20 protein-coding genes are annotated in these 21,819 nt (G+C 41.7%); 17 read left to right on the top strand and 3 right to left on the bottom strand.

Annotated elements, in window-relative coordinates:
• The first annotated feature begins 69 nt into the window (after positions 1-69).
• Complete coding sequence (locus IJT21_00005) at positions 70-2,835, top strand: hypothetical protein (protein MBQ7576630.1); 2,766 nt, start codon at positions 70-72, stop codon at positions 2,833-2,835.
• Positions 2,836-2,900: 65 nt separating this feature from the next.
• On the opposite strand, the gene glmS is transcribed toward IJT21_00005, so the two are convergent.
• Positions 2,901-4,730, bottom strand: a complete 1,830-nt coding sequence (gene glmS, locus IJT21_00010; protein MBQ7576631.1) for a glutamine--fructose-6-phosphate transaminase (isomerizing) — start codon at positions 4,728-4,730, stop codon at positions 2,901-2,903.
• A gap of 1,138 nt (positions 4,731-5,868) precedes the next feature.
• Between glmS and IJT21_00015 the strand changes: the two genes are divergently transcribed.
• The 10 genes from IJT21_00015 to IJT21_00060 all read left to right on the top strand — a co-directional run bounded on the left by IJT21_00015 (position 5,869) and on the right by IJT21_00060 (position 14,048).
• Complete coding sequence (locus IJT21_00015) at positions 5,869-6,210, top strand: histidine triad nucleotide-binding protein (GenBank protein ID MBQ7576632.1); 342 nt, start codon at positions 5,869-5,871, stop codon at positions 6,208-6,210.
• Positions 6,211-6,252: 42 nt separating this feature from the next.
• A complete protein-coding gene (locus IJT21_00020) occupies positions 6,253-6,450 on the top strand; it encodes a 30S ribosomal protein S21 (protein ID MBQ7576633.1) in 198 nt (65 codons plus the stop codon).
• A 70-nt stretch (positions 6,451-6,520) separates the two neighbouring features.
• The gene (locus tag IJT21_00025) at positions 6,521-7,384 is read left to right on the top strand and encodes an SEL1-like repeat protein (protein MBQ7576634.1); all 864 of its coding nucleotides are present in this window, start codon (positions 6,521-6,523) and stop codon (positions 7,382-7,384) included.
• A 2-nt stretch (positions 7,385-7,386) separates the two neighbouring features.
• Positions 7,387-7,839, top strand: a complete 453-nt coding sequence (locus tag IJT21_00030) for a GatB/YqeY domain-containing protein (GenBank protein MBQ7576635.1) — start codon at positions 7,387-7,389, stop codon at positions 7,837-7,839.
• 257 nt (positions 7,840-8,096) lie between these two features.
• Positions 8,097-8,930: an aldo/keto reductase gene (locus tag IJT21_00035; protein ID MBQ7576636.1), complete on the top strand. Its 834-nt coding sequence runs from the start codon at positions 8,097-8,099 to the stop codon at positions 8,928-8,930.
• A 16-nt stretch (positions 8,931-8,946) separates the two neighbouring features.
• The gene (locus IJT21_00040; protein ID MBQ7576637.1) at positions 8,947-10,416 is read left to right on the top strand and encodes a hypothetical protein; all 1,470 of its coding nucleotides are present in this window, start codon (positions 8,947-8,949) and stop codon (positions 10,414-10,416) included.
• Positions 10,417-10,674: 258 nt separating this feature from the next.
• A complete protein-coding gene (locus IJT21_00045; protein MBQ7576638.1) occupies positions 10,675-11,091 on the top strand; it encodes a DUF3574 domain-containing protein in 417 nt (138 codons plus the stop codon).
• Positions 11,092-11,190: 99 nt separating this feature from the next.
• Positions 11,191-12,195 (top strand): TRAP transporter substrate-binding protein, encoded by a 1,005-nt coding sequence (locus IJT21_00050; protein MBQ7576639.1) that lies wholly within the window; start codon positions 11,191-11,193, stop codon positions 12,193-12,195.
• 78 nt (positions 12,196-12,273) lie between these two features.
• Entirely contained in the window at positions 12,274-12,759 is a 486-nt protein-coding gene (locus IJT21_00055) for a TRAP transporter small permease (GenBank protein MBQ7576640.1), read from the top strand.
• Positions 12,759-14,048 (top strand): TRAP transporter large permease, encoded by a 1,290-nt coding sequence (locus tag IJT21_00060; protein MBQ7576641.1) that lies wholly within the window; start codon positions 12,759-12,761, stop codon positions 14,046-14,048. The genes IJT21_00055 and IJT21_00060 overlap by 1 nt, the downstream gene beginning before the upstream one ends.
• A gap of 153 nt (positions 14,049-14,201) precedes the next feature.
• Here the strand turns inward: IJT21_00060 and IJT21_00065 are convergent, their stop codons facing one another.
• A complete protein-coding gene (locus IJT21_00065; GenBank protein ID MBQ7576642.1) occupies positions 14,202-15,254 on the bottom strand; it encodes a sugar kinase in 1,053 nt (350 codons plus the stop codon).
• A 244-nt stretch (positions 15,255-15,498) separates the two neighbouring features.
• On the opposite strand from IJT21_00065, the gene IJT21_00070 reads away from it, so the two are divergent.
• The 4 genes from IJT21_00070 to IJT21_00085 are packed head-to-tail and all read left to right on the top strand — an operon-like array spanning position 15,499 to position 19,405.
• Positions 15,499-15,972 carry a CtsR family transcriptional regulator gene (locus tag IJT21_00070; protein ID MBQ7576643.1) on the top strand — a complete coding sequence of 158 codons (474 nt, stop codon included), beginning with the start codon at positions 15,499-15,501 and terminating at the stop codon, positions 15,970-15,972.
• 25 nt (positions 15,973-15,997) lie between these two features.
• Entirely contained in the window at positions 15,998-18,466 is a 2,469-nt protein-coding gene (locus IJT21_00075; GenBank protein ID MBQ7576644.1) for an ATP-dependent Clp protease ATP-binding subunit, read from the top strand.
• Positions 18,448-19,119, top strand: coding sequence for an AzlC family ABC transporter permease (locus IJT21_00080; GenBank protein MBQ7576645.1), 672 nt, complete (start codon positions 18,448-18,450; stop codon positions 19,117-19,119). The genes IJT21_00075 and IJT21_00080 overlap by 19 nt, the downstream gene beginning before the upstream one ends.
• Positions 19,109-19,405, top strand: a complete 297-nt coding sequence (locus tag IJT21_00085) for an AzlD domain-containing protein (protein MBQ7576646.1) — start codon at positions 19,109-19,111, stop codon at positions 19,403-19,405. Before IJT21_00080 ends, IJT21_00085 begins: the two co-directional genes overlap by 11 nt.
• A gap of 2 nt (positions 19,406-19,407) precedes the next feature.
• On the opposite strand, the gene IJT21_00090 is transcribed toward IJT21_00085, so the two are convergent.
• A complete protein-coding gene (locus IJT21_00090; GenBank protein MBQ7576647.1) occupies positions 19,408-20,142 on the bottom strand; it encodes a hypothetical protein in 735 nt (244 codons plus the stop codon).
• Positions 20,143-20,236: 94 nt separating this feature from the next.
• Between IJT21_00090 and IJT21_00095 the strand changes: the two genes are divergently transcribed.
• Together IJT21_00095 and IJT21_00100 are read left to right on the top strand one after the other, a co-directional pair.
• Positions 20,237-21,403, top strand: coding sequence for a TMEM43 family protein (locus IJT21_00095; GenBank protein MBQ7576648.1), 1,167 nt, complete (start codon positions 20,237-20,239; stop codon positions 21,401-21,403).
• Positions 21,404-21,409: 6 nt separating this feature from the next.
• Positions 21,410-21,730: a DUF1311 domain-containing protein gene (locus IJT21_00100; protein ID MBQ7576649.1), complete on the top strand. Its 321-nt coding sequence runs from the start codon at positions 21,410-21,412 to the stop codon at positions 21,728-21,730.
• Positions 21,731-21,819 lie beyond the last annotated feature (89 nt).

Raw genomic sequence — 21,819 nt, forward strand, 5'->3', positions numbered from 1 at the left:
CCCCCCACTACTCGGCATGAGCGTGGTAAAAATTTAATTGCTTATGATCACACTGGAGGCTATTAACTCATGAAAAAATTATTTATTGCTTTGTTTTTGCTTATATTTACAGTGAGAGCAGACGCAGATTTTGACCCTGAAAAAATTTTGCATTCAATGACCCTAAATGAAAAAGTCGGACAGTTATTCTTTATTCGTCCTGACCAGCTAGACACAAATTTAACGCTCGAATCTATTCACAATGACAAGAAAAACGCGTATGGAGTCAAAAAATTTAATCCTGTAATGATCGAGACCCTGAAAAATTTTCCGGCGGGAGGATTCGTAATGTTCCGCAAAAATTTAGAGAGTCCGGCGCAAATAAAAAATTTCAATCAGGCATTGAAAGACTCGAGTCAAATTTTACCGGTTATTGCAATCGACGAAGAAGGCGGACGAATAGCACGAATAGCTAATCATGAATCTTTCAGCGTTCCAAGATTCAAGAGTGCACAAGAAATCGCTAAAACCGGTCAAACCCGTAAAGCAGCTGAACAAATCGCGCAATATCTCAAAAATTTAGGCTTCAACATGAATTTTGCTCCCGTCGCTGATGTCAACACTAACCCGAAAAATATAATAATCGGTGATAGAGCATTCGGAAATAATCCCGCATTTGTAGCAAAAAATGTGAGTGAATATCTTGACGGCCTTCACGCACATAATATCGCAGGAAGCATTAAACATTTTCCCGGACACGGCGACACAACAAATGACACTCATTCAGGAAAAGTAACAATTTATAAAACTTGGCCGGAACTCTTGAAAAATGAGATAATACCCTTCAAAGCGAATTTAAACAAGTCAGACTCAATGATGACAGCTCATATAAATTTGCCGAACGTAACGCGCGATAATTTGCCTGCAACTCTTTCACATGAGCTCATAACCGGAAAATTACGCGAAGAATTACACTATGACGGAGTAATAATTACTGACGCACTTATGATGCGCGCAATCAGAGATAATTACACGTCAGAAGAGGCAGCAATTTTAGCAATCGAGGCGGGCTGTGATGTTCTGTTAATGCCTTATGATTATGTAGCAGCTTTCAACGGTATAATTAATGCTGTAAAATCGGGCAGAATTTCAGAGTCAAGAATCAATCAAAGCGTGAGGAGAATCTTAATCATGAAGGAAAGAATACAACAAAATTTAAAATGGTGGCAGAAATCAGCTGTCTATCAAATTTACCCGAAAAGTTTTGCTAATTCAGATAATAACGGTACAGGCGACATTAACGGCATAACAAGCAAATTAGATTATTTACAAAGTCTCGGCGTAAAATCTTTATGGCTGACTCCTGTTTACCCTTCTCCCATGATTGATAACGGCTATGATGTCGCAGATTACGTGAATATAGATAAATCTTTCGGAACAATGGCAGATTTCGATAATTTAATCGCAGAAGCAAATAAACGCGGCATAAAAATTGTTATGGATCTCGTATATAATCACACGTCAGACCAGCATAAATGGTTCATTGAGTCAAAATCGAGCCGGACAAATCCAAAATCAGACTGGTACATATGGCGCGACGCAAAATCAGACGGGACTCCCCCAACTAACTGGCGCGCAATTTTCGGCGGTAGTGCTTGGACGTGGTGCGAAGAGAGACAACAATATTATTTACACACTTTCGCGAAAGAACAGCCTGATTTAAACTGGGAAAATAAAGACGTGAGACAGGCATTATATGACGCTGCTAATTTCTGGATAAAAAAGGGTGTCGGAGGCTTCAGAATTGACGCGATAGTTTACATCAAGAAACCTGCAAAATTTGTTGACGGCAAACCCGACGCTAAAGACGGTTCAGTAAATATTCACTTAATGACAGCAAATACGCCGGGGATTCTTGATTTCTTGAGAGAGTTTAAGCGTGAAGTTTTTGACGGTCATGATATTTTCACGGTCGGAGAAGCAAATGGAGTCGCACCTGATGAACTTTCTCAATGGGTCGGCGATTATGGAGTCTTTGATATGTTGTTCGAGTTCAGCCACACAAATTTAGCGTTCAATAATTCAGAAATATGGTGCAGGCCGATAAACTGGAAATTAACGGATTTGAAGCGCGCCATTTCAGCGAGTCAGGAGGCAACAAGATTTAACGGATGGTACCCGATTTTTTTCGAGAATCACGACAGACCTAGAGCAGTAAATTATTTCTTTCCTGAGGGAGCAGACACTAACAAAGCAGCAAAGGCACTCGCAGCAATTTTATTAACTTTGCGCGGGACACCGTTTATTTATCAGGGTCAAGAATTAGGCATGACAAATATTAACTGGCAGGACATAAATATTTATGACGATATTTCTTCGCACGGACAATATAATTTAGCGATTAGTGAGGGCTTTACACCTGATGAGGCAATAAAATTTGTTCAGCGTTTCAGCCGGGACAACGCACGCACCCCAATGCAATGGAACGCAGGAATTAATGCAGGATTCAGCACTTCTAAAACGTGGCTGCCGGTCAATGAAAATTATACGAGGATTAATGCAGAGAACGAGATAAAAGACTCTGACTCAGTGTTTAACTGGTATAAAAATTTGCTGGCATTCAGAAATAATAATAATATTTTGCTTGAAGGCGATTATCACGAAATTTTTGCTGACAGTGAAGAAATATTTGCGTTCGAGCGTTCACTAAACGGGGAAAAAATTACTACAATTGTAAATTTCTCGCTGAAGCCCGTTAAGATTCCTGACAATATCGCCGGGAAAATTATATTTTGCAGTGAGAAAAACGCGCGCCCCAACGAATTACAGCCATTAGAAGCGCGAATATATTTATAACCGAGTCAAGCCGCCGCCTCGCCCCACCCACCCACCCTGCTCGGCGGCGGAAAACCCTTCACATATCACTCAACAGTAACGCTCTTTGCGAGATTTCTGGGCTTGTCAACGTCCAATTTTCTGGCAACTGCAACATAATAGCCGAGTAACTGCAACGGAATAACTGCGAGACTTGCTGCTAAATGCTCATCAGTTTCCGGGATATGAAATATAAAATCTGCTTCATCTTTCAACGCCTCACAGCCTCGAGTCGACACTACCAGCAAAAACGCTCCCCGACTCTTAGCTTCTAACATGTTGCTTGCTATTTTCTGATATAAATTTTTCTGGGTCATAATTCCTGCAACCAACATATTTTTCTCGATTAAGCTGATAGGCCCGTGCTTCATTTCTCCTGCGGCACATGCTTCAGAGTGCAAATAACTAATTTCCTTCATCTTGAGGCTTCCTTCCATTGCGACGGCATAATCAATATTTCGGCCAAGATAAAAGGCGTTGCGGGCATTTATGAATCTCTCGGCAATTTCCGCGAGTCTTCCTTTCTCGTCAAGAATCTCATCAATTTTTTCGGGCAATTTCTGAATCTCACTGATTAAATTTTCACAGCTCAAATCATCAAGAGTCCCGCGAATCTTTGCAAACTGTATAGCAAGAACGTAACACGCAATTAACTGCGCGCTGTATGCCTTTGTCGTTGCAACTGCTATTTCAGGGCCGGCCATCGTGTAAAAAACGCTGTCTGCCTCACGTGCGATAGTACTTCCGACGACATTTACTATTGCAAGAGTCTTTATTTTATTTTCCTTTGCGAGTCTCATTGCTGCGAGGGTGTCTGCTGTTTCTCCTGACTGCGAAATTATGAGTGCGAGTGCGTTTTTATCGAGCGGCATTCTTCTATAACGAAATTCTGACGCTAATTCGACTCTGACGGGAATTTTTGCGAGATCCTCTATTACGTATTGAGCGACTGCCCCGGCGTGATAAGCTGACCCGCAAGCAATTATATAAATTTGTGAGATAGATTTTATTTGCCCGTCATTGAGTCCCATATCGCCCAAATCAATTTTGTTCGAGTGAAATACTGATCCGAAAGTGTCTTTAACTGCGCGCGCCTGCTCGTGAATTTCCTTCATCATGAAGTGTTCAAAGCCGCCTTTTTCTGCTGCCTGAGCGTCCCAAGTAACCTCGCTTAATTCTTTATGTTTTGCGTAACCTTCAGTATCAAAGAATCTGACGACACCTTTTTTTAACTGCACGATTTCCATATTGTCGAGATAATAAACCTGCTTTGTGTCCTGCAAAATGGCTGATACGTCGGAGGCCAGGAATGACTCGCCCTTGCCCTGACCAGCTATTAACGGCAAATCTTTACGCGCTCCCCAGACCTCGCCGGGAAAATCTTTGAACAACAGCACGAAACAGTAAGAACCTTCAATTTTCTTGATTGCCTGAGTGATAGCTTTTAGGGGGCTCTTTTCCTGCTTATAATAGAAGTCGATTAATTTAACGGCTGCTTCTGTATCTGTCTGCGAATAAAATTCATAACCGTAATTAGCGAGCATATTTTTAATTTCGCGATAATTCTCGACTATTCCATTATGAACAGCGACAACTGCTGCATCATCACTCCATAAAGGGTGAGCGTTTGTGTCAGAAGGTTCGCCGTGAGTTGCCCATCGAGTGTGGCCTATGCCGCAAGTGCCTGACATGTCCTGACCAGAAATTTTTTCTTCTAAGACTTTGAGTCGGCCTTTATTCTTTGCGATTTTCACGTTGTTATTGTCAAGAATTGCTATTCCTGCCGAGTCATAGCCTCTGTATTCAAGTTTTGCGAGTCCTGATAATAGAATCGAGTCTGCCTGCCTGTCTCCCGTGTAACCTAATATACCGCACATAAATAAATTTCTCCCTTCGTGATTAATGCTAATAATTATACGTGATAAAATATTTTCCGGAGGGGCGTTCAGGTTTTATTTACTGGACGAGGCTATCTAGGGGACATCTCCTGAAGCCTATTTTGGCCGAAAGGAGGTGAGTAACAGTGAAAGAATTTCTTGACAGTATGATAAAACTGCTACAGATAATTTCTTTATCCGCAACAGTTTTTGAAATAATACTTCGGGTGATTCGTTACTTGATTACCCACTAACATTTAAGTTTTCGTTTATGAAGGCTTACTGAGGTGGGGCTCCAATCCCCGCTTCGGAGGCCTTTATTTCTTCAATTCGTCCGACCTCTCCCGGCCGGATTGATTTAATTATACAACATTCATTCATTCAGCACGTGATAAAATATTTTCCGGAGGGGCGTTCAGGTTTATTTACTGGACGAGGCTATCTAGGGGACATCTCCTGAAGCCTATTTTGGCCGAAAGGAGGTGATAACGTGAGAAATATAATAAAACTCGTCAAAGCCATTACTGACCTTGCACGAGCTTTAACGGATTTAATCCGAGCTTTCAAACGTTAGCAATCTTCACTTTCAGGCTTTATGCTGTAGTGGGGATTCTCAAGACCCCGCTTCAACTGGCCTGATTTTGATTTTTTCTTCAGTTCGTCCGACCTCTCCCGGCCGGATTGATTTAATTATACAACATTCATTCATTCAGCACGTGATAAAATATTTTCCGGAGGGGCGTTCAGGTTTTATTTACTGGACGAGGCTATCTAGGGGACATCTCCTGAAGCCTATTTTGGCCGAAAGGAGGTGACAGCCATGAAAGATTTTCTTGACGGCATGATAAAGCTGTTACAGATAATCTCGATATCCGCAACAGCCTTAGAAATTATTTTAAGGATTGTTCGTTGGTGGCTTGCCCACTAAGGTTTGTCATCGTTGAAGGCTTACTGAGGTGGGGTTTGCGTCCCCGCTTCGGAGGCCTTTATTTTTTCGATTCGTCCGACCTCTCCCGGCCGGATTGATTTAATTATACAACATTCATTCATTCAGCACAGAAAAAAATACGTAGTCTATGATTTGTTAAGTAGCTTAATCTGTTATAAAATTTACACGTTAATTCAAGGAGGCTATAAAATTTTGAGTGATTGTATTTTCTGCAAGATCGCAAATAAAGAAATCCCGACAGAGTTCGTCTACAGTGATGATAAAGTCGTCGCATTCCGCGATTTAAATCCGCAGGCACCTGTTCACATTCTCGTGATACCGAGAGAACATTTTGACTCCGCCGTTGCAGTAAAAGATTCTTCCGTATGGAACAGCCTTCTTGATGCTGCAACAAAGGTCGCAAAACAATTCGGCCTCGATGAAAAAGGTTTCAGAATGGTAATCAACACAGGCGAACAGGGCGGACAGACAGTTCCTCATCTTCACCTGCATTTATTGGCAGGACGTAACCTCGGCTGGCCCCCCGGCTAGCTTTCTGACTGTACAGAGAATCCTGAAGGGAGGGAATGTAACTTGACTACAGTAACCCGTAAAGACGGCGAGACTCTGGAAGATACGCTCCGAAGATTTAAACGCGAAGTCGCCAGAGTAGGCACATTGAGAGAAGCCCGCAGACGTGAGCACTACGAGAAGCCCAGTGACGCAAAGAAAATCAAACGCGCCGAGGCAGCCCGCAAACGCAAATCAATGCGGCACAGGAATCCGATCTAAGCAATTAATGCTGGGGAGTCTAAATTAACGGACTCCCTAATAATTTACACATTTTCAGGAGGTTTTATTTATGTCAAAGCACTATAAGCGCGCGATATTATTACTCGTTATTCTTGCTGTAACTTTCTCGGCAAATACACTTTTTGCAGCAGCACGGCGAAGAGTCCCCGTCAAGCCCCGTATGCAAAATTCTCACAAAATCGAGCAGTTAAGACGTGAAGCAGATCGAGGCCATGTAGGTTCACAATTTGAACTCGGCAGAATCTATTACAACGGCGACGGAGTCAAACGCGACTACAAACAGGCTTATTACTGGTACGACAAAGCAGCGAACAAAGGCGACGCAAACGCACAGTATAGACTCGCAGAATTATTCTATTCAGGACACGGCACAAAGCAAAATTATTACAACGCCGCTTACTGGTTCAGAAAAGCCTGCATATCGAATCACCGCAACGACAGCGTAAAAGATTCCGCCTTCCAAAGAGGTATGGACGAATTTAAAGCAAAGAATTACAAGCGCGCCGCAGATTTATTCAAAGCAGCATGGAGCAGACCAGCAGCAAAACCCGCTCCCGCAGCTCCTAGACCTACACCAAAGCCCGCGCCCGCACCTGTTGCAAAGCCGGAAATTTCTAGACCGACTCACAATGCGCCGACTCCTGCTCCCGTTAATAAACCTGAGTCGCCAAAAGTTGAGAACAAGCCCGCACCTGTTGCAAGACCAGAACCGCCGAAACCTGCGCCCGCTCCTGTTGCAAAGCCGGAAATTTCTAAACCGACTCACAATGCGCCAACTCCTGCTCCCGTTAATAAACCTGAACCGCCCAAACCGAGTATGCATAATCCTTCATCAACTGTAGAACATCATTCACCACGCGCACCGGAGAAGCCCAGAATCCCCGATAATCCCGAACATAGGAGACCAGAATAAAAATGTCATTAGCTCAAGATATAGCAAAAGATTTATTACAGGCAATGAAAGCACACGAGGAGCAAAAATTATCAGCTCTTAGAATGCTCAAAGCCGAGTTACAAAAATTGCAGGCCGACAAAGGTAAATCAGCGGAAATTACTGATGATGACGTTCACACGATTATAAAGCGGCTCATTAAACAACGCAAAGACGCAGCCGAACAATATAAATCAGCAGGAGCAATCGACCGCGCAGAGTCAGAACTCGCCGACGTGAAATTTTTAGAGCCTTATCTGCCAAAACAATTAGACGACTCAGAACTCGATAAAATTATCGCAGAGTCAGCACACGAAATTAACGCAAGCTCACCCAAAGATATGGGAAAATTAATGAAAACTGTCATGAAGAAACTTGCGGGTCAGGCTGACGGATCAAGAGTCAAAGACAAAGTCAACGCGTTCTTGAATCAATAACGAGCGCAAAATTATTCAAGCCGGGGTCTGTACTGCACTCCGGCTGTTGTATTCTGAAAAGTGGTTTGCGAAAAGATATTGTCGTTTTTCAATGCAATATTTCTGTGAATTGATTTCGAGCGCAAATTTTATATCATGATTCAAAATCTGTCAAATTTACTGTCATAAATTCCCGAAAAATTACCTGCTATTTTTTGCTGTTTTGTGCTAATGAATATAATATGTATACAAACTCTAAATCAGGAGGAGCTAATCTCATGAAAAAATTTACTCTCAATAACGGGCTTGAACTTCCTGCAATAGGCTTCGGGACTTATAAGGCCGCTTCAAGTGATGTTATTCTTGACGCAATAAAGGCCGGTTACACATATTTTGACACGGCGGAATTTTACGGGAACGAGTCATTTATCCCGCAGGCACTCAAGCAGAGCAATTTATCACGCGAAAAAATTATAATCGCCTCCAAAGTCTGGAAAACTAGCATGGGCTATGACGAGACTATAAGCGCATTTAATAAAACTCTCGAAAATTTGCAGACTGATTATCTTGATATTTATATGATTCACTGGCCTAGACCTGATTTAGAGCTTTCTGACTGGAAAAATTTAGACTTGCAAACTTGGCGCGCTATGGAAGATTTATTTACTCATGGGAAAATTAAAGCACTCGGACTCAGCAACTTTTTGCCCATTCACGCAGAAAATATCTTGAATCACTGCAAAATTACGCCTTCAATAGCTCAAATAGAATTTCATCCGGGACACACTCAGACATTTACTCTGAATTATTATAGATCGCAAAATATTCTTGTTCAGGCATGGAGTCCGATCGGGCGGGGAAGAGTCCTCAATGACGAATTAATTATCAAGCTCGCGAAAAAATACAACGTCAGCCCCGTTCAAATTTGTTTGTGCTTTGACCTGTCAGAAAATGTTATGCCGATTCCGAAGGCTTCGAGTCTTGAACGAATGCGCGAAAATCTCGACTCACAAAATATAACGCTCGATCATGAAGACATTTTACAGCTTGAAAATATGCCCCCTTTAGGCTGGAGCGGTGAACATCCCGACAGAGTCAGAATCAAAATTTAGAAGGAGGCTTCACAACATGAACGAAAAATTTTTATTGCTGCCGATATTAATTCCTGCCGTAGCTGCTATATTATTGCCGACTCTAAACTTTCAAGAACGCAGATACAGAAATTTTTTCATTGAAGCGTCAATTTTGCTTAACACTGCAATTATTTTACTGCTTGTGATTTATCCGCCCGCAAACACTTTGACACTGTTTAGACTCTCAGAGAAAGCCGGCTTTGCATTGAGACTCGACGGTCTTGGAATGGTGTTTTCTGTGTTGATTGCGATTTTATGGCCTCTCACGAGTTTATACGCGTTTGAATACATGACTCACGAACACAGGGAGACAACTTTTTTTGCGTGGTTTATTCTCACATATGGAGTAGTCGCGGGGATTGCATTTGCGTCGGATTTATTGACTCTTTATTTATTCTATGAGCTTATGACATTGACGACTCTTCCCCTTGTGATGCACGAAATGGACGGGCGCGCGAGATATGCCGGCAGAAAATATTTAATTTATTCGGTCGGTGGTGCTGCAAGTGCTTTTATTGCGTTGACTTACACAATGTCTCAAGGGGGCGGAGAATTTTTCACGCTGGGAGGTACTCTCGGAGTCTGGCCAAATGAGCCAAGCAATATGCTTTTGTGTGCATGGTTTCTCGGATTCTTGGGATTTGGTGTGAAGGCTGCAATTTTTCCGTTTCATGGGTGGCTGCCTTCTGCGTCAGTAGCTCCGACACCTGTTACTGCATTGTTGCACGCTGTAGCAGTCGTTAAGGCCGGAATCTTTGCGATAATTAGATTAACATGGTACGTTTTCGAGCCTGAAGTACTCGCAGGAACGTGGGCACAATGGGCGGCATTTGCTCTTGCGTGTATCACGATTGTATACGGGTCATCAATGGCACTAGCGACACAGCATTTAAAGCGCAGATTTGCATATTCGACAATAAGTCAGCTTTCATATATATTAATCGGCGTATTATTATTGACTCCTGACGGGCTTGTAGGAGCGTTGACTCACATGGGCGGACATGCAATCATGAAGATAAATTTATTTTTCTGTGCGGGTGCGATTTTGTGCCAGACTGAACGGGAATATTTATTTGACATGCGCGGGCTTGTTGTGGGAATGCCGAAAACTTCAATAGCTTTATTATTTTCCGGACTTGCATTGTGCGGGCTTCCTCCTTCAGCGGGATTTATGGGAAAATGGCAGCTCGGCACGGCTTCAGCAGCTAGTAATTTGGGTCATGCAGGGATTGCGATGTTAATGATTTCTGCGGTGCTTACAGTTTTATATATTTTCTCGATATTCAGTATATTTATAATGCCGGGAAAAAATTTCGACTTCAAGACAGCGAATCAAGGCGTAAAAGATCCTGGTCTGCAAATGCTCGCGCCGTTGGGAGTTCTTGCAGTGGGAGCTTTTGTTTACGGGTTATATGCTGAACCGTTGATAAAATTTTTCACGCGAATTGCTCAAGGTCTGATATGATATAAAAATTGCGGCTTCATGATTCATCGGGGCCGCGTTTTACTCGTACATGTTAAATGTGATAAAATATTTTCCGAACGTTTCATAATAAATTTTTCCCATTTTCACAAGCGAACAATTATTACTAATACATTTACTAATACAAAAATGTTGACTCATTCAAGCACTCACAAATTTTCACGAAGAAAAAATTTTTTGTTAGATAATTTTTCGCGCATTATAATTCTTATAAAAATTTTTATGTGAGGTGTATTTGTTATGTCAAAAAAGTTTTCTGTCTTAACGTTTATAATTGCGGTTATTGCCTGCTGTATTGCCGGACTAAATTATTATGAGTTAATGCAAATGCGTAAAGACGTTCAATTTGTTATGTATCTCGGCACTAATGACAAAGACTCAAATAATCCCGTTTTCAATCATGATGAAGCCAAAATAAAGCTCGATGAGATTCTAGCAAAACATTTCAGCGGTTTTACTGTAACAGAAGCTCTCGGAGGCTGGACGGACGATAACGGCAAAATTTCGCACGAGTACACGCTTGTAATTTATTTGAGCGACACAAATATAAAAAATGTTCATTCGGCAGCAGATGATTTATTACGCGAATTTAATCAAAGCTCAGTGCTGATTCAGACTAACAACACAATCACGGAATTTTACGCGGGAGAAAATTAATAATTTCAACTGGTTGCTAGAGTAGAGAAATAATATATAATTTGCATAATCGTTTATAAAACAAAATATTTCACACAAGAAAGAAGGCTTTTATCTATTATGAAGAAAGTTTTATTTGCTTTCACCCTTGCTTTAGTGCTTGCGTCGGCTTCTATTTCGTTAGCGGCTCCTGAATTAACGCTCATTGTAGCGTCCAACCAGACAGATTTTACGAATCCTTATAGTCTCGGCATGGACAAATTTAAGGAAGTCCTTGAGGAAATTTCCGGCGGAAAAATTCAAGTTACCGTTCACAAAGGCACGCTCGGAGAAAATGAGTCTGAGCTCGTCGAAAAATTGACAATGGGTGCGGCTGATTTGATCGTAGCTTCCCCCGGTTTCATGACAGCAATCGGAGTCCCCGAAATTGATATTTTGTCGCTCGAATATTTATTTAACAGTTTTGCTCACTGGGAAAAATGTCTTGACGGCGATTTTGGCGCGGCAATGCGTAAAATAGTTCTTGAGAAGACATATAATCAATTCAGAATCATGGGCTACTGGAGTTCTTCTGTACGTGATGTCTACGCAAAGAAAGCAATAAAGAGTCCGGCAGATCTTAAGGGCTTGAGCATTCGTACTCAGTCATCACAGGTTCAGCAGGAATTTTTCAAAAATTGCGGGGCCATTCCTACAAGCGTTGCATGGGGCGAACTCTATCAGGCGTTACAGCAGGGAGTTGTCGACGGCGCAGAGAATGACTACACAAATTTAACTCAGAAAGAACATCATAAGACAGCGAACGGAAAATATATTTCTGAGACTCATCACGATTTTACGACTCGTTTATTCATGATGAACGGCGAACGTTACGACAGACTCACTGACGAGCAGAAAAATTGGATTAATGCAGCTGTTGAGGCAAGCACCGCAGAAGAACGCGCAGTAACTTACAGAATGTTTGAAGAGTCCAAGCAGCGCGCAATCAAGGACGGAGCAATCGTTACAGAATTTGCCGATATTGACATAGCAGCATTCAAAGCAATAGCAATGCCGATTCAAGACGCATTTGCAAAGGCCAACGACATGCAGGAACAATTAAACATGGTTCGTGCAGCAGAGTAATAAAATATTTCGAGACTCAATTATGAAAGATGGGCGTTATGTCCGTCTTTCTTTATTTATGAGAGGTGAAAAAATTTCATGAAAAAATTAGATGACGGCTTACAGAAAATACAAATTGCTATAGGCGGATTATTTTTGCTGATTTTCCTTGTTGTAGTTGTCTATCAAATTATATGCCGTTACATGGGAGTCGCTGCGATGTGGACAGAAGATGTCAGCATGTATTCATTTATATGGGCGGTTTTCATGGGAGCGGGTGCGATGGTGCATTCGAACGCACATTTTGCATTCAGCAGCCTTATAGACTCAATGAAGAGCGAGAAAGCTAAATTATTCCTGCAAATTATTATAGATTTAATTGTGCTTACGTTCTGTGTCTTAATGGTCTATTACGGATATATTGCAGCAAAACAATTTTGGAATTTCCGCTGGGTTAATATTCCGGCAATGAAGCGCGGGCCCACTTGGTTATGTATTCCCATTTGCGGAGCGACAGGAGCTATTTATTTAATTTACGGGATATTTGACAAAATCGGGAAGCTCATGAAGGGAGAAAATAAATAATGCTCGGTACTGTATTAATAATTATGTTCGTAGGATTTATAGCTATCGGAGTGCCTATCGCCTTTGCGCTTGGAATCGTATCATTCACGGGTATTGCGTGCCTTCCTGCTATTCCGAACACAGTAGTATTTACGAAAATGTTTAATGGCCTCAACAGCTTTACACTTTTAGCCGTGCCGTTATTTATTTTAGCAGCAAACTTGATGAACGAGGGCGGAATAACAGAAAAATTAATTGAGTGCATTTGTGATTTGGTCGGACACAAAAAAGGCGGTCTCGCATATGCAAATGTATTAGTCTCGATGGTGTTTGCTGGAATTTCCGGATCCTCGCAGGCTGATACGTCGGGAGTAGGAAAAATTTTTATTCCTGCAATGGAGAAACAGGGCTATGACAAGGGCACTTCAGTAGGAGTTACTGCAGCGTCGTCGACTCTGGGATCTATAATTCCGCCGAGTATAACAATGGTCGTGTATTCAGGTATAGCGAGCTGTTCGACGGGTGCGTTATTTATGACTGGAATTGTTCCGGGAATTTTGCTCGGAATTGCGCAGATGATCGTTGTAAAAATGTATGCTAACTCTAAAAATTTCCCGCAGAGTGAAAAAGTTCCGTTTGCTGTAGCTCTTAAGCACACATTAATATCAATGCCGGCATTATTGACACCTATAATTTTAATTGGCGGTATTGTGTCAGGATTCTTTACTCCGACTGAGTCAGCTGCATTTGCCTGCATTTACGCATTATTAGTCGGGATATTCTTTTACGGTTCAATCAAGATTAGCAGACTCCCGCATATTTTAATTGACACAATGAAAATGGCTTCACTGTCATTATTTGCGCTGGCGACTGCGAATGCTTTAGGTGAATTATTGAGCTATTACCAGTTGAATATTTTAGCGAGAAATTTATTTTTAGCGCTGCCCGGCGGTAAAGGAATATTTTTGCTTGTAACAGTATTATTTTTCTTGTTCATAGGGACGTTTATGGATGCTGTACCTGCGATGATTTTATTTGTGCCGATAATATTGCCGTCAGCTGTAGCACTTGAGATAAGCCCGATAATTTTAGGATTAATAATTATTGTAACGTTAGCACTAGGACTCGTAACGCCTCCATATGGGTTATGCTTGCTGCTTGCTTCATCGATAAGCGGTACAACTATAGAAGAAGGTTTCAAGGGGACATTGCCTTATTTTATTTCGTCATTAGTAGTGCTGTTATTGTTAATAATTTTCCCTGATTTCTGGCTTGCGATTCCTAAAGCGTTATTCCCTGCATTATTCTAGCAAAAAATTTTGGCCGCTGGAGTAAATGATTTATTCTAACGGCCGTTAATTTTGCAAGTTCGCGACATATTTTCTGCTGCGACCAACGGGAGCAGCCAACGCCCCGCAGACGGCACCGTATGCAAAAAAATGTTTTCGCCCTTGACTTTGCTTTTACCGTTTAATATCGTATGACATATTCATGAGACTTTGAATGCTCTCTACGTCGTCCGTGATATTTCCGTCGCCGTGTATAGTGTGCTTTATAACGCTGCTTGCAACCGCAAAATTTACCATGTCCATAGGCTTATAATTATTCATCATTGCATAAATAAGCCCGCTGGCAAATGCATCGCCCCCGCCTACACGATCAAGAATGTTAAATGTAAATGTCCTGCTCTCGAAAGTATGTCCCTGATACCACATGTAGGCCATTAAACTATTTTCGCTGCCTGAATGAGCGTATCTCACGTGCCTGGCAATACATTTTAGATTCGGATATTTCTCAACAAAGCGCGAAAAAATTTCGTCCTGCTGCTCATAATTTGGCTGTAACGGTATATTGTCCTTGTAATCACCCTTGCTGTGATCGTTTTCGTCTCTGTATAAGTGATAGGGTTCAATTCCAAGCAGGACATCAACAAACGGCAGGCATTGTGTGCAGAAATCGCGCGCTTCATTCCATGTCCAAAGGGTGCTTCTGAAATTACCGTCAAAGCTGACAGTTAAATTTTTCTCCTTCGCCTTCTCTAAGAATGACAAAATAAAATCTGCGCAATTTTGTGATAGTGCCGGAGTAATACCGCTTAAGTGCAGCCATTGAAAGCCGTCAAGCAATTTATCAAGATCAACGCTGCTAAAATCATATTCAGTTATTGCGCTGTGTTTTCTGTCGTAAGTTACTTTGCTTGGCCTGATCCCGTAGCCTGTCTCAAGATAATAAGTCCCTAACCTGTGAGTCGGAGTCTCTTCCGGAGTGCTTAATATTACCGGGCTGCAGTGTACGTCGTTGCTTCGTAACATTCTTATTGCGCTTTTTCCGAGTGAGTTATTTGGTACGACGCTAAAAAATGTACTGTCGATCCCTAAATTTGCAAGTGCAATAGCGATATTTGCTTCGCTCCCGCCGTAAGTCGCCTCGAAGAAACTGGCCATGCGGATTTTCTGATAATTTGGGGGAGTGAGTCTGAGCATTACTTCACCGAACGTTATAAATTTTTGCTTCATAATAATTTGCCTCCTTTGTTATATTAAATTATACTGTCGAATTATAAATTATTGCGTTTGATATTCAGTAATGCACGTTTCCGAAAGACTTTAATAAAAATTTATGGCCGTTATTACAATTTCAGCATGAGGGTTTATTACTCGTTACACATTGTCCGCACAGATAACAAAAAATTAAAATTTTAATCTTGATTATCACTGACCTAGCAAATATAATTACATACTCAGAAAGGGTGAATCAATCATGAATAATTTAACACGTGAAATTGAGAAATATTTATTAGCTTTACTAGACGAGGCCGAAAACGAAGACTTTATACAACTAAGACGCAAAGAATTAGCAGAAACTTTTGACTGTGTACCGAGTCAAATTAATTACGTCCTTAGAAGCAGATTCAGCCCCGAACAAGGTTACTTAATCGAAAGCAGGCGAGGCGGCAGCGGTTATATAAAGATTCTCAAGATAAGTTGTTCGACCTCCGAAGAAAAAAACGAGCACTTAAGCAGCATAATCGGCGATTCTATATCAATCAATGAAGCAAAAAGATTATTAGAGTACCTGCAAAACCGCGAATTAATCACAGCACGCGAGAGACTTTTAATTGAGATAGCACTAAAAGAGTCAGACTCTCAGACACAGCAAAATAATATTCAGCCGTCAGAACGCGGAGAAATGCACGCCGATTTATTAAGAAACATGCTGACAAGTTTAATATAAATCAGAACGGAGAGAAAAAATTTTTATGTGGCAATTCTTTACAGAACGAGGCAAACGAGTCATACAATTAGCACATCACGAGGCTTTAAATATGGGTCATCCAATGGTACAGCCGGAACATTTATTATTGGGCTTACTTCAAGAGGGCGGTGGCGTAGCTTGTCAGGCATTACAGAATTTAGGCGTTAACCCTGAAGATTTCGCTGCTCATATTCGCGAACTAATCGGCGGCAACACTCAAGATGTATTAACAAAGCCCGTTGATCTTCCTGTAAGTGTTCAGGCAAATAAAGCACTCGATCTCGCAATGCATGAAGCCCGCAAAATGGGTGTAAATTACGTCGATACAGAACATATTTTACTAGGTCTATTAAGTGATGATTCCGGCCTTATTGTGCAACAGTTCAAGACAATGGGAATAACTCCCAGTGCAGTAATTAAGCAGATAAATGAAGTCTTGTCCGGCAGTCCGTCAAAATCTAATATTCCTACAGCATCAGGCAGCGACGCTAAGAGAAAAACTCAATTAAGAACGCCCACTCTTGATAATTTAGGCACAGACTTAACGGCACGTGCGAAAAATGGCGAACTAGATCCCGTTATAGGACGCGAGAAAGAAATTAAACGAGTCATGCAGGTTTTATGCAGGCGGACTAAATCGAATCCCGTCTTAATCGGCGAACCAGGAGTCGGAAAAACTGCCGTAGTTGAAGGACTCGCGCGTTTCATTGCGTCAGGTACAGCCCCCGAACCTTTGCAGAATAAAAGAATCGTGCAATTAAATATGGGGACTCTCGTAGCAGGCACAAAATATCGCGGTGAATTTGAAGAACGTCTGCGCAGAATCGTCAAAGAATTAACCGACAGCAAAGGCGATATAATTTTATTTGTCGATGAGATTCATACGATTATCGGTGCAGGTAACGCAGAAGGATCAACGGACGCAGCAAATATCTTGAAGCCTGAACTATCGCGCGGAACTTTTCAGGTTATAGGCGCAACAACTCAAGACGAGTACATAAAATATGTCGAGAAAGATGCAGCACTTGAAAGAAGATTTCAGCCCATCCAAGTCGACGAGCCCGACGTAAAAGACTCTGTTTTGATTCTTCAGGGACTCAAGGACAGATACGAGAATCATCACAATGTAATCTTTACTGATGAAGCAATCGACGCAGCCGCAAAATTGTCATCGAGATACATTCAAGATCGATTTTTGCCGGATAAGGGCATTGATTTAATCGACGAGGCCGGAGCTAGAACGCGTTTAATGTCTCTTGAACCGCCCGATTATATTCGTGAAATCGAGAAAAAGTTAGACGCCGTCAAGAAACAGAAAGAAGAAGCCGTCTTAGCAGAAAAATACGAGCAGGCTACAAATTTAAGGGATTCAGAACGCAAAATTTCTGAAGAACTCGATAACGCCCTCAAAGAATGGAAGACTAACCGCAAGAACATCAAGCAGAAAATTACAGCTGAAGACATAGCTTCAATAGTTGCAGAACAAACCGGAGTCCCAGTCAAGCAATTAACAGAGGCAGAGACTACACGCTTGCTGAAAATGGAGGAAGAAATTTCTAAACGCTTAATCGGCCAGTCAGAAGCAGTAAGCGCAGTAGCACGGGCAATCAGACGCGCAAGAACAGGACTCAGAGATGAACGCCGCCCGATCGGAAGTTTTTTATTTATGGGACCCACCGGAGTCGGAAAAACTGAGCTCGCCCGCTGTCTTGCAAAATTTATGTTCGGCAAAGATGACGCAATGATTAGAATCGATATGAGCGAGTATATGGAACGTCATGAAGTCTCTAAATTAGTCGGCTCTCCTCCCGGTTATGTCGGACATGAGAACGGCGGAAAATTAACTGAAATGGTAAGGCGCAAACCCTATAGCGTTATTTTATTTGACGAGATAGAGAAAGCTCACCCTGAAATTTTTAATATTTTGCTGCAAATTCTCGATGACGGAAGATTGACAGACGGTCAGGGACGTAAAGTCGATTTCCGCAACACCGTTATAATCATGACAAGCAATGTCGGCGCGAAAGAAGCTCAACAGGGTAACTCTTTAGGATTTGGAATCAGTGAAGAGTCTCAATCACAACGCGACTGGGAACGCACGAAAAAAATTATTCTTGACGAAGCAAATAAAATGTTTCGTCCTGAGTTTCTGAATCGTATTGATGAAATGGCAGTGTTTAAGCCTCTTTCACGCGAGAGTCTATTAAAGATTATTGATACAATGCTTGATGATTTGTCAGTGAGGCTCGACACTAAGGGAGTGAAAATTTCTGTTCCCGACGACGTTAAAGCGAAAATTTTAGAGAAGGGCTACAAACCTAAGTACGGCGCGAGACCGTTAAGACGTGCAATACAATCAATGTTAGAAGATAGACTCGCAGATTTTATCTTGAGTGAGCATTTACCGGAGGGCGAGTCAGTCATTAACGTGAATCTTGACGGCGAGGAGCTTAAATGCGCATTACAGTCATAAAACGTGCAGTAAAAGATACTTTGCCGGTGATGACAGGTTATATTGTGCTGGGTCTCGGTTTCGGGATACTTTTATCGGCGAAGGGCTATAATGCTTTCTGGGCGTTGTTTATGGGAGTAGCAATTTATTCAGGAACGATGCAATTTGCAGCAATAGATTTATTTACGTCAGGGGTCTCGCTCGCGGGGGCGGGACTCACTGCTTTAATGATAAGCGCAAGACATTTATTTTATGGACTCTCAATGATTGAACGCTATAAAAATATTTCCGGCCTCAAAAAATTTTACTTGATTTACGCTTTGACCGACGAGACATTTTCACTTGTATGCGAGTCAGAAGATCAAGATTATTGCTTGTTGGTCTCAATGCTTGATCAAATTTACTGGGTTGCGGGAAGTTTTGCGGGAGGTTTAATCGGCCAAGTTCTGAAATTTGACTCGCGCGGTATTGACTTTGCATTGACGGCTTTATTTGTGAGTATCTGCGTTGAACAATGGCTTAATTCTGATAATCATTATGCAGCGTTGACGGGCTTTATTGCGAGTATGTTATGTCTTGCGTTATTTGGAGCCGGAAATTTTTTGATTCCCTCGATGATGTTAATAATTGCAGGTTTATTTATTTTGCGCGGGAGGATTGAGCATGACTCTTAATGCGTTGTCGATAATTCTTATTTCAGGCTTTATTACGATTTTATTGCGATTTTTGCCGTTCATAGCGTTTAATAAGAGCTGCCCGAAATTTATTATATATCTTGGCCGTGTGCTGCCTTATTCAGTTATGGCAATGCTAGTTATTTATTGCCTGCGTGACTCTCATGGATTAAGAGAATTGGCCGCGTGCTTGATTGTAATTTTCCTGCACATTTGGAAGCGTAATACACTCTTGAGCATCACGGCCGGGACTGTTATTTATATGCTGATGGTTCAATATTTATAACTTCATCTTCTGCGTGGCTTGGCTGGTGCATTCTTGAACGTGAACAAACTTTTTAGTGATGACTTCAAGATATTTTCTACAGCGTTAATTACTTGGCCTCCCCGATATTCTTCGAAAATAGTATAAACAACTGCTGCTTTGTATTCGCCGTTAGGGTCATCTGTCAAATATAATTGCGGCTGGCAGACTGTGTGCAAATAAGTAACGTCGTGAGCAGGTATAATTTCCGTGTGTTCTTCGGGGATTCGCTCAACCTCGATTAATCTTCCCCAGCGGTCTCTGTGTTCAATTTCGCGGTAAGTTGTATAAGTCTGATAGGACTCCGGCACGTGTTCAGTTTGGAAGGCTTGATTTACAGTTACCATTATGAAAGCCTTATAGCCCATTTCTGACGCGCGCTTGTAAAATAAATCCTGATTGTATTCGCCGTAAATGAAATTCATATCCTGCATGACATCTTCAAAATTTTTGATAATCATTGTGCTTCTCTTGGCAGCTGACCTAATGCCGGCAATTGTCCATGTTTCAAGATTTTTTGCTAATTGCTGTTCAGGGATTAAAGTTTGTCCGGCTTCAAGCTGAGTCTCAACTGGCATAATCAAAACTTTTCGTAACTGGCTGAAATCGTAATTAGGATCCTGCCACACTTGAACATCAGCAGCGGGAGAATTTCCGGGATTTGCTGAGGCCATCGTCATTGCTAGAGCTGCCATCGCCATAAAATCGCTTAGAGACATTTATAATTACCTCCTATTTATTACATCAATAAAAAATTTTGCGCTTATTATAAAATATAATCATATAAATTTTGTGAGGAGGAATATTATAATCATGGCATACACAGAGACAACCAGCAAAAACTGGTTTCAACGAATGGGCGAGTCCTTCAGCGGGATTCTTGTCGGGATTGTAATTATCTGCGCGGCTACGTGGCTTTTATGGTGGAACGAAGAACGAACATTCAAGACGGCGGGCGCAATCGGTGAGGCGGAATTATTGACTCAGGAATTAAGCGACATCACAAAAATTGACTCAAGCCTTGATGGTCAAGTTATTCACGCTTCAGGACGGGCAGACACTCAAGAAATTTTGCGCGATAACATATTTGGAATCACTGCAAACGCTTTGAATCTCAAACGCGACGTAGAATTTTATCAATGGGAAGAGCATTCACGCAGCGAAACACGCAAAAAATTAGGCGGCGGCGAAGAAACTATAACAACATACACATATTCTAAAGAGTGGACATCAAGACCGGTAGACTCAAATTCTTTCAAGGATCCTGAATATCGCGGATTAAATAAAACTCTTGCAAACATCGAAGACTCTTCAATTTGGGCGCGTGATATAAATTTTGGAGCTTATAAACTGCCTGACTTTCTCGCACATTCTATAAGCGGTGCAGTCTCGTTAAATATCGTGAGCTTTGACGCTAGATCCGTACAAAATCTTTTAACAGTCAATAACAAACGCGGTTTAATTCATGCGTCGGGAAGCACTATTTATTTAGGCTCGAATCCAAATTCACCCGAAATTGGCGACGTTAGAGTCTCATTCACTCAAATTTTGCCGTCGGAAATATCATTAATTGCACAAATCTCCGGAAATACTTTCACGCAATATAAAGCTACAAACGGTTATACATTCAGCCGTCTGTCAATGGGTCGTGTATCAATGTCTGACATGTTCGAGGGTGCGCGCTCAGGAAATAAAATTATGGCTTGGGTTCTTCGAGTCGTTGGAGTTCTGCTCGTTGTTACAGGCTTAAAAATGGTATTTGCTCCGTTATCAGTTGCGGGCGATATTATTCCGATAGTCGGGACAATCATAGGCGCGGGGACTGGCTTTGTTGCATGGATGCTCGGTCTTGCGTGGTCATTAATAGTAATTGCAGTCGCGTGGGTGAGATTTAGACCGTTAATCGCTGGGATTCTAATAGCTATTGCTGCGGGACTTGTGCTATTATCATTCATGAAATCTCGTAAAGGAGGAAATTAATTTATCATGAAGCGTTTATTTTGTGCTTTAGCGTTGGTATTGGTGCTTGTCGGCTCATCTTTTGCGCTTACTAATAAAGAGTACGGCAGATTAATGAGCAACCCGGAATTTGCACGCGCTGACAGAGAGTTAAATACTACATGGGAAGGCTTGAAGGACGTTCTATCAGGGCGCGACCTTGAGCGTGTGAAAAGAGAGCAGCGTCAATGGATATCAAACGGACGCGACAAAGCTGCAAGACGTTATATGCGTGACGGATATTCGCGCGTGGAGGCCTACACAGAAGCAACAAGAGATAGAATCGAGGCTCTAAAGGCTTACTATTAAACACTAAAAACGGGAGGAGCTGTTTTCTCCCGCTTTCCTGTTTTATTAGACATTTCCTAACCAGTAATAAATCAATTATGCTAGCAATA

It is taken from the genome of Synergistaceae bacterium (assembly GCA_017443945.1).
Taxonomy (GTDB): domain Bacteria; phylum Synergistota; class Synergistia; order Synergistales; family Aminobacteriaceae; genus JAFUXM01.

What these genes read in the sequence shown, in the direction of transcription:
- IJT21_00005 (MBQ7576630.1), top strand. Translation starts at nt 70, where the DNA reads ATGAAAAAATTATTTATTGCTTTGTTTTTGCTTATATTTACAGTGAGA.
- glmS (MBQ7576631.1), bottom strand. Translation starts at nt 4,730, where the DNA reads ATGTGCGGTATATTAGGTTACACGGGAGACAGGCAGGCAGACTCGATT.
- IJT21_00025 (MBQ7576634.1), top strand. Translation starts at nt 6,521, where the DNA reads ATGTCAAAGCACTATAAGCGCGCGATATTATTACTCGTTATTCTTGCT.
- IJT21_00030 (MBQ7576635.1), top strand. Translation starts at nt 7,387, where the DNA reads ATGTCATTAGCTCAAGATATAGCAAAAGATTTATTACAGGCAATGAAA.
- IJT21_00035 (MBQ7576636.1), top strand. Translation starts at nt 8,097, where the DNA reads ATGAAAAAATTTACTCTCAATAACGGGCTTGAACTTCCTGCAATAGGC.
- IJT21_00040 (MBQ7576637.1), top strand. Translation starts at nt 8,947, where the DNA reads ATGAACGAAAAATTTTTATTGCTGCCGATATTAATTCCTGCCGTAGCT.
- IJT21_00045 (MBQ7576638.1), top strand. Translation starts at nt 10,675, where the DNA reads ATGTCAAAAAAGTTTTCTGTCTTAACGTTTATAATTGCGGTTATTGCC.
- IJT21_00050 (MBQ7576639.1), top strand. Translation starts at nt 11,191, where the DNA reads ATGAAGAAAGTTTTATTTGCTTTCACCCTTGCTTTAGTGCTTGCGTCG.
- IJT21_00055 (MBQ7576640.1), top strand. Translation starts at nt 12,274, where the DNA reads ATGAAAAAATTAGATGACGGCTTACAGAAAATACAAATTGCTATAGGC.
- IJT21_00060 (MBQ7576641.1), top strand. Translation starts at nt 12,759, where the DNA reads ATGCTCGGTACTGTATTAATAATTATGTTCGTAGGATTTATAGCTATC.
- IJT21_00065 (MBQ7576642.1), bottom strand. Translation starts at nt 15,254, where the DNA reads ATGAAGCAAAAATTTATAACGTTCGGTGAAGTAATGCTCAGACTCACT.
- IJT21_00070 (MBQ7576643.1), top strand. Translation starts at nt 15,499, where the DNA reads ATGAATAATTTAACACGTGAAATTGAGAAATATTTATTAGCTTTACTA.
- IJT21_00075 (MBQ7576644.1), top strand. Translation starts at nt 15,998, where the DNA reads ATGTGGCAATTCTTTACAGAACGAGGCAAACGAGTCATACAATTAGCA.
- IJT21_00080 (MBQ7576645.1), top strand. Translation starts at nt 18,448, where the DNA reads ATGCGCATTACAGTCATAAAACGTGCAGTAAAAGATACTTTGCCGGTG.
- IJT21_00085 (MBQ7576646.1), top strand. Translation starts at nt 19,109, where the DNA reads ATGACTCTTAATGCGTTGTCGATAATTCTTATTTCAGGCTTTATTACG.
- IJT21_00090 (MBQ7576647.1), bottom strand. Translation starts at nt 20,142, where the DNA reads ATGTCTCTAAGCGATTTTATGGCGATGGCAGCTCTAGCAATGACGATG.
- IJT21_00095 (MBQ7576648.1), top strand. Translation starts at nt 20,237, where the DNA reads ATGGCATACACAGAGACAACCAGCAAAAACTGGTTTCAACGAATGGGC.
- IJT21_00100 (MBQ7576649.1), top strand. Translation starts at nt 21,410, where the DNA reads ATGAAGCGTTTATTTTGTGCTTTAGCGTTGGTATTGGTGCTTGTCGGC.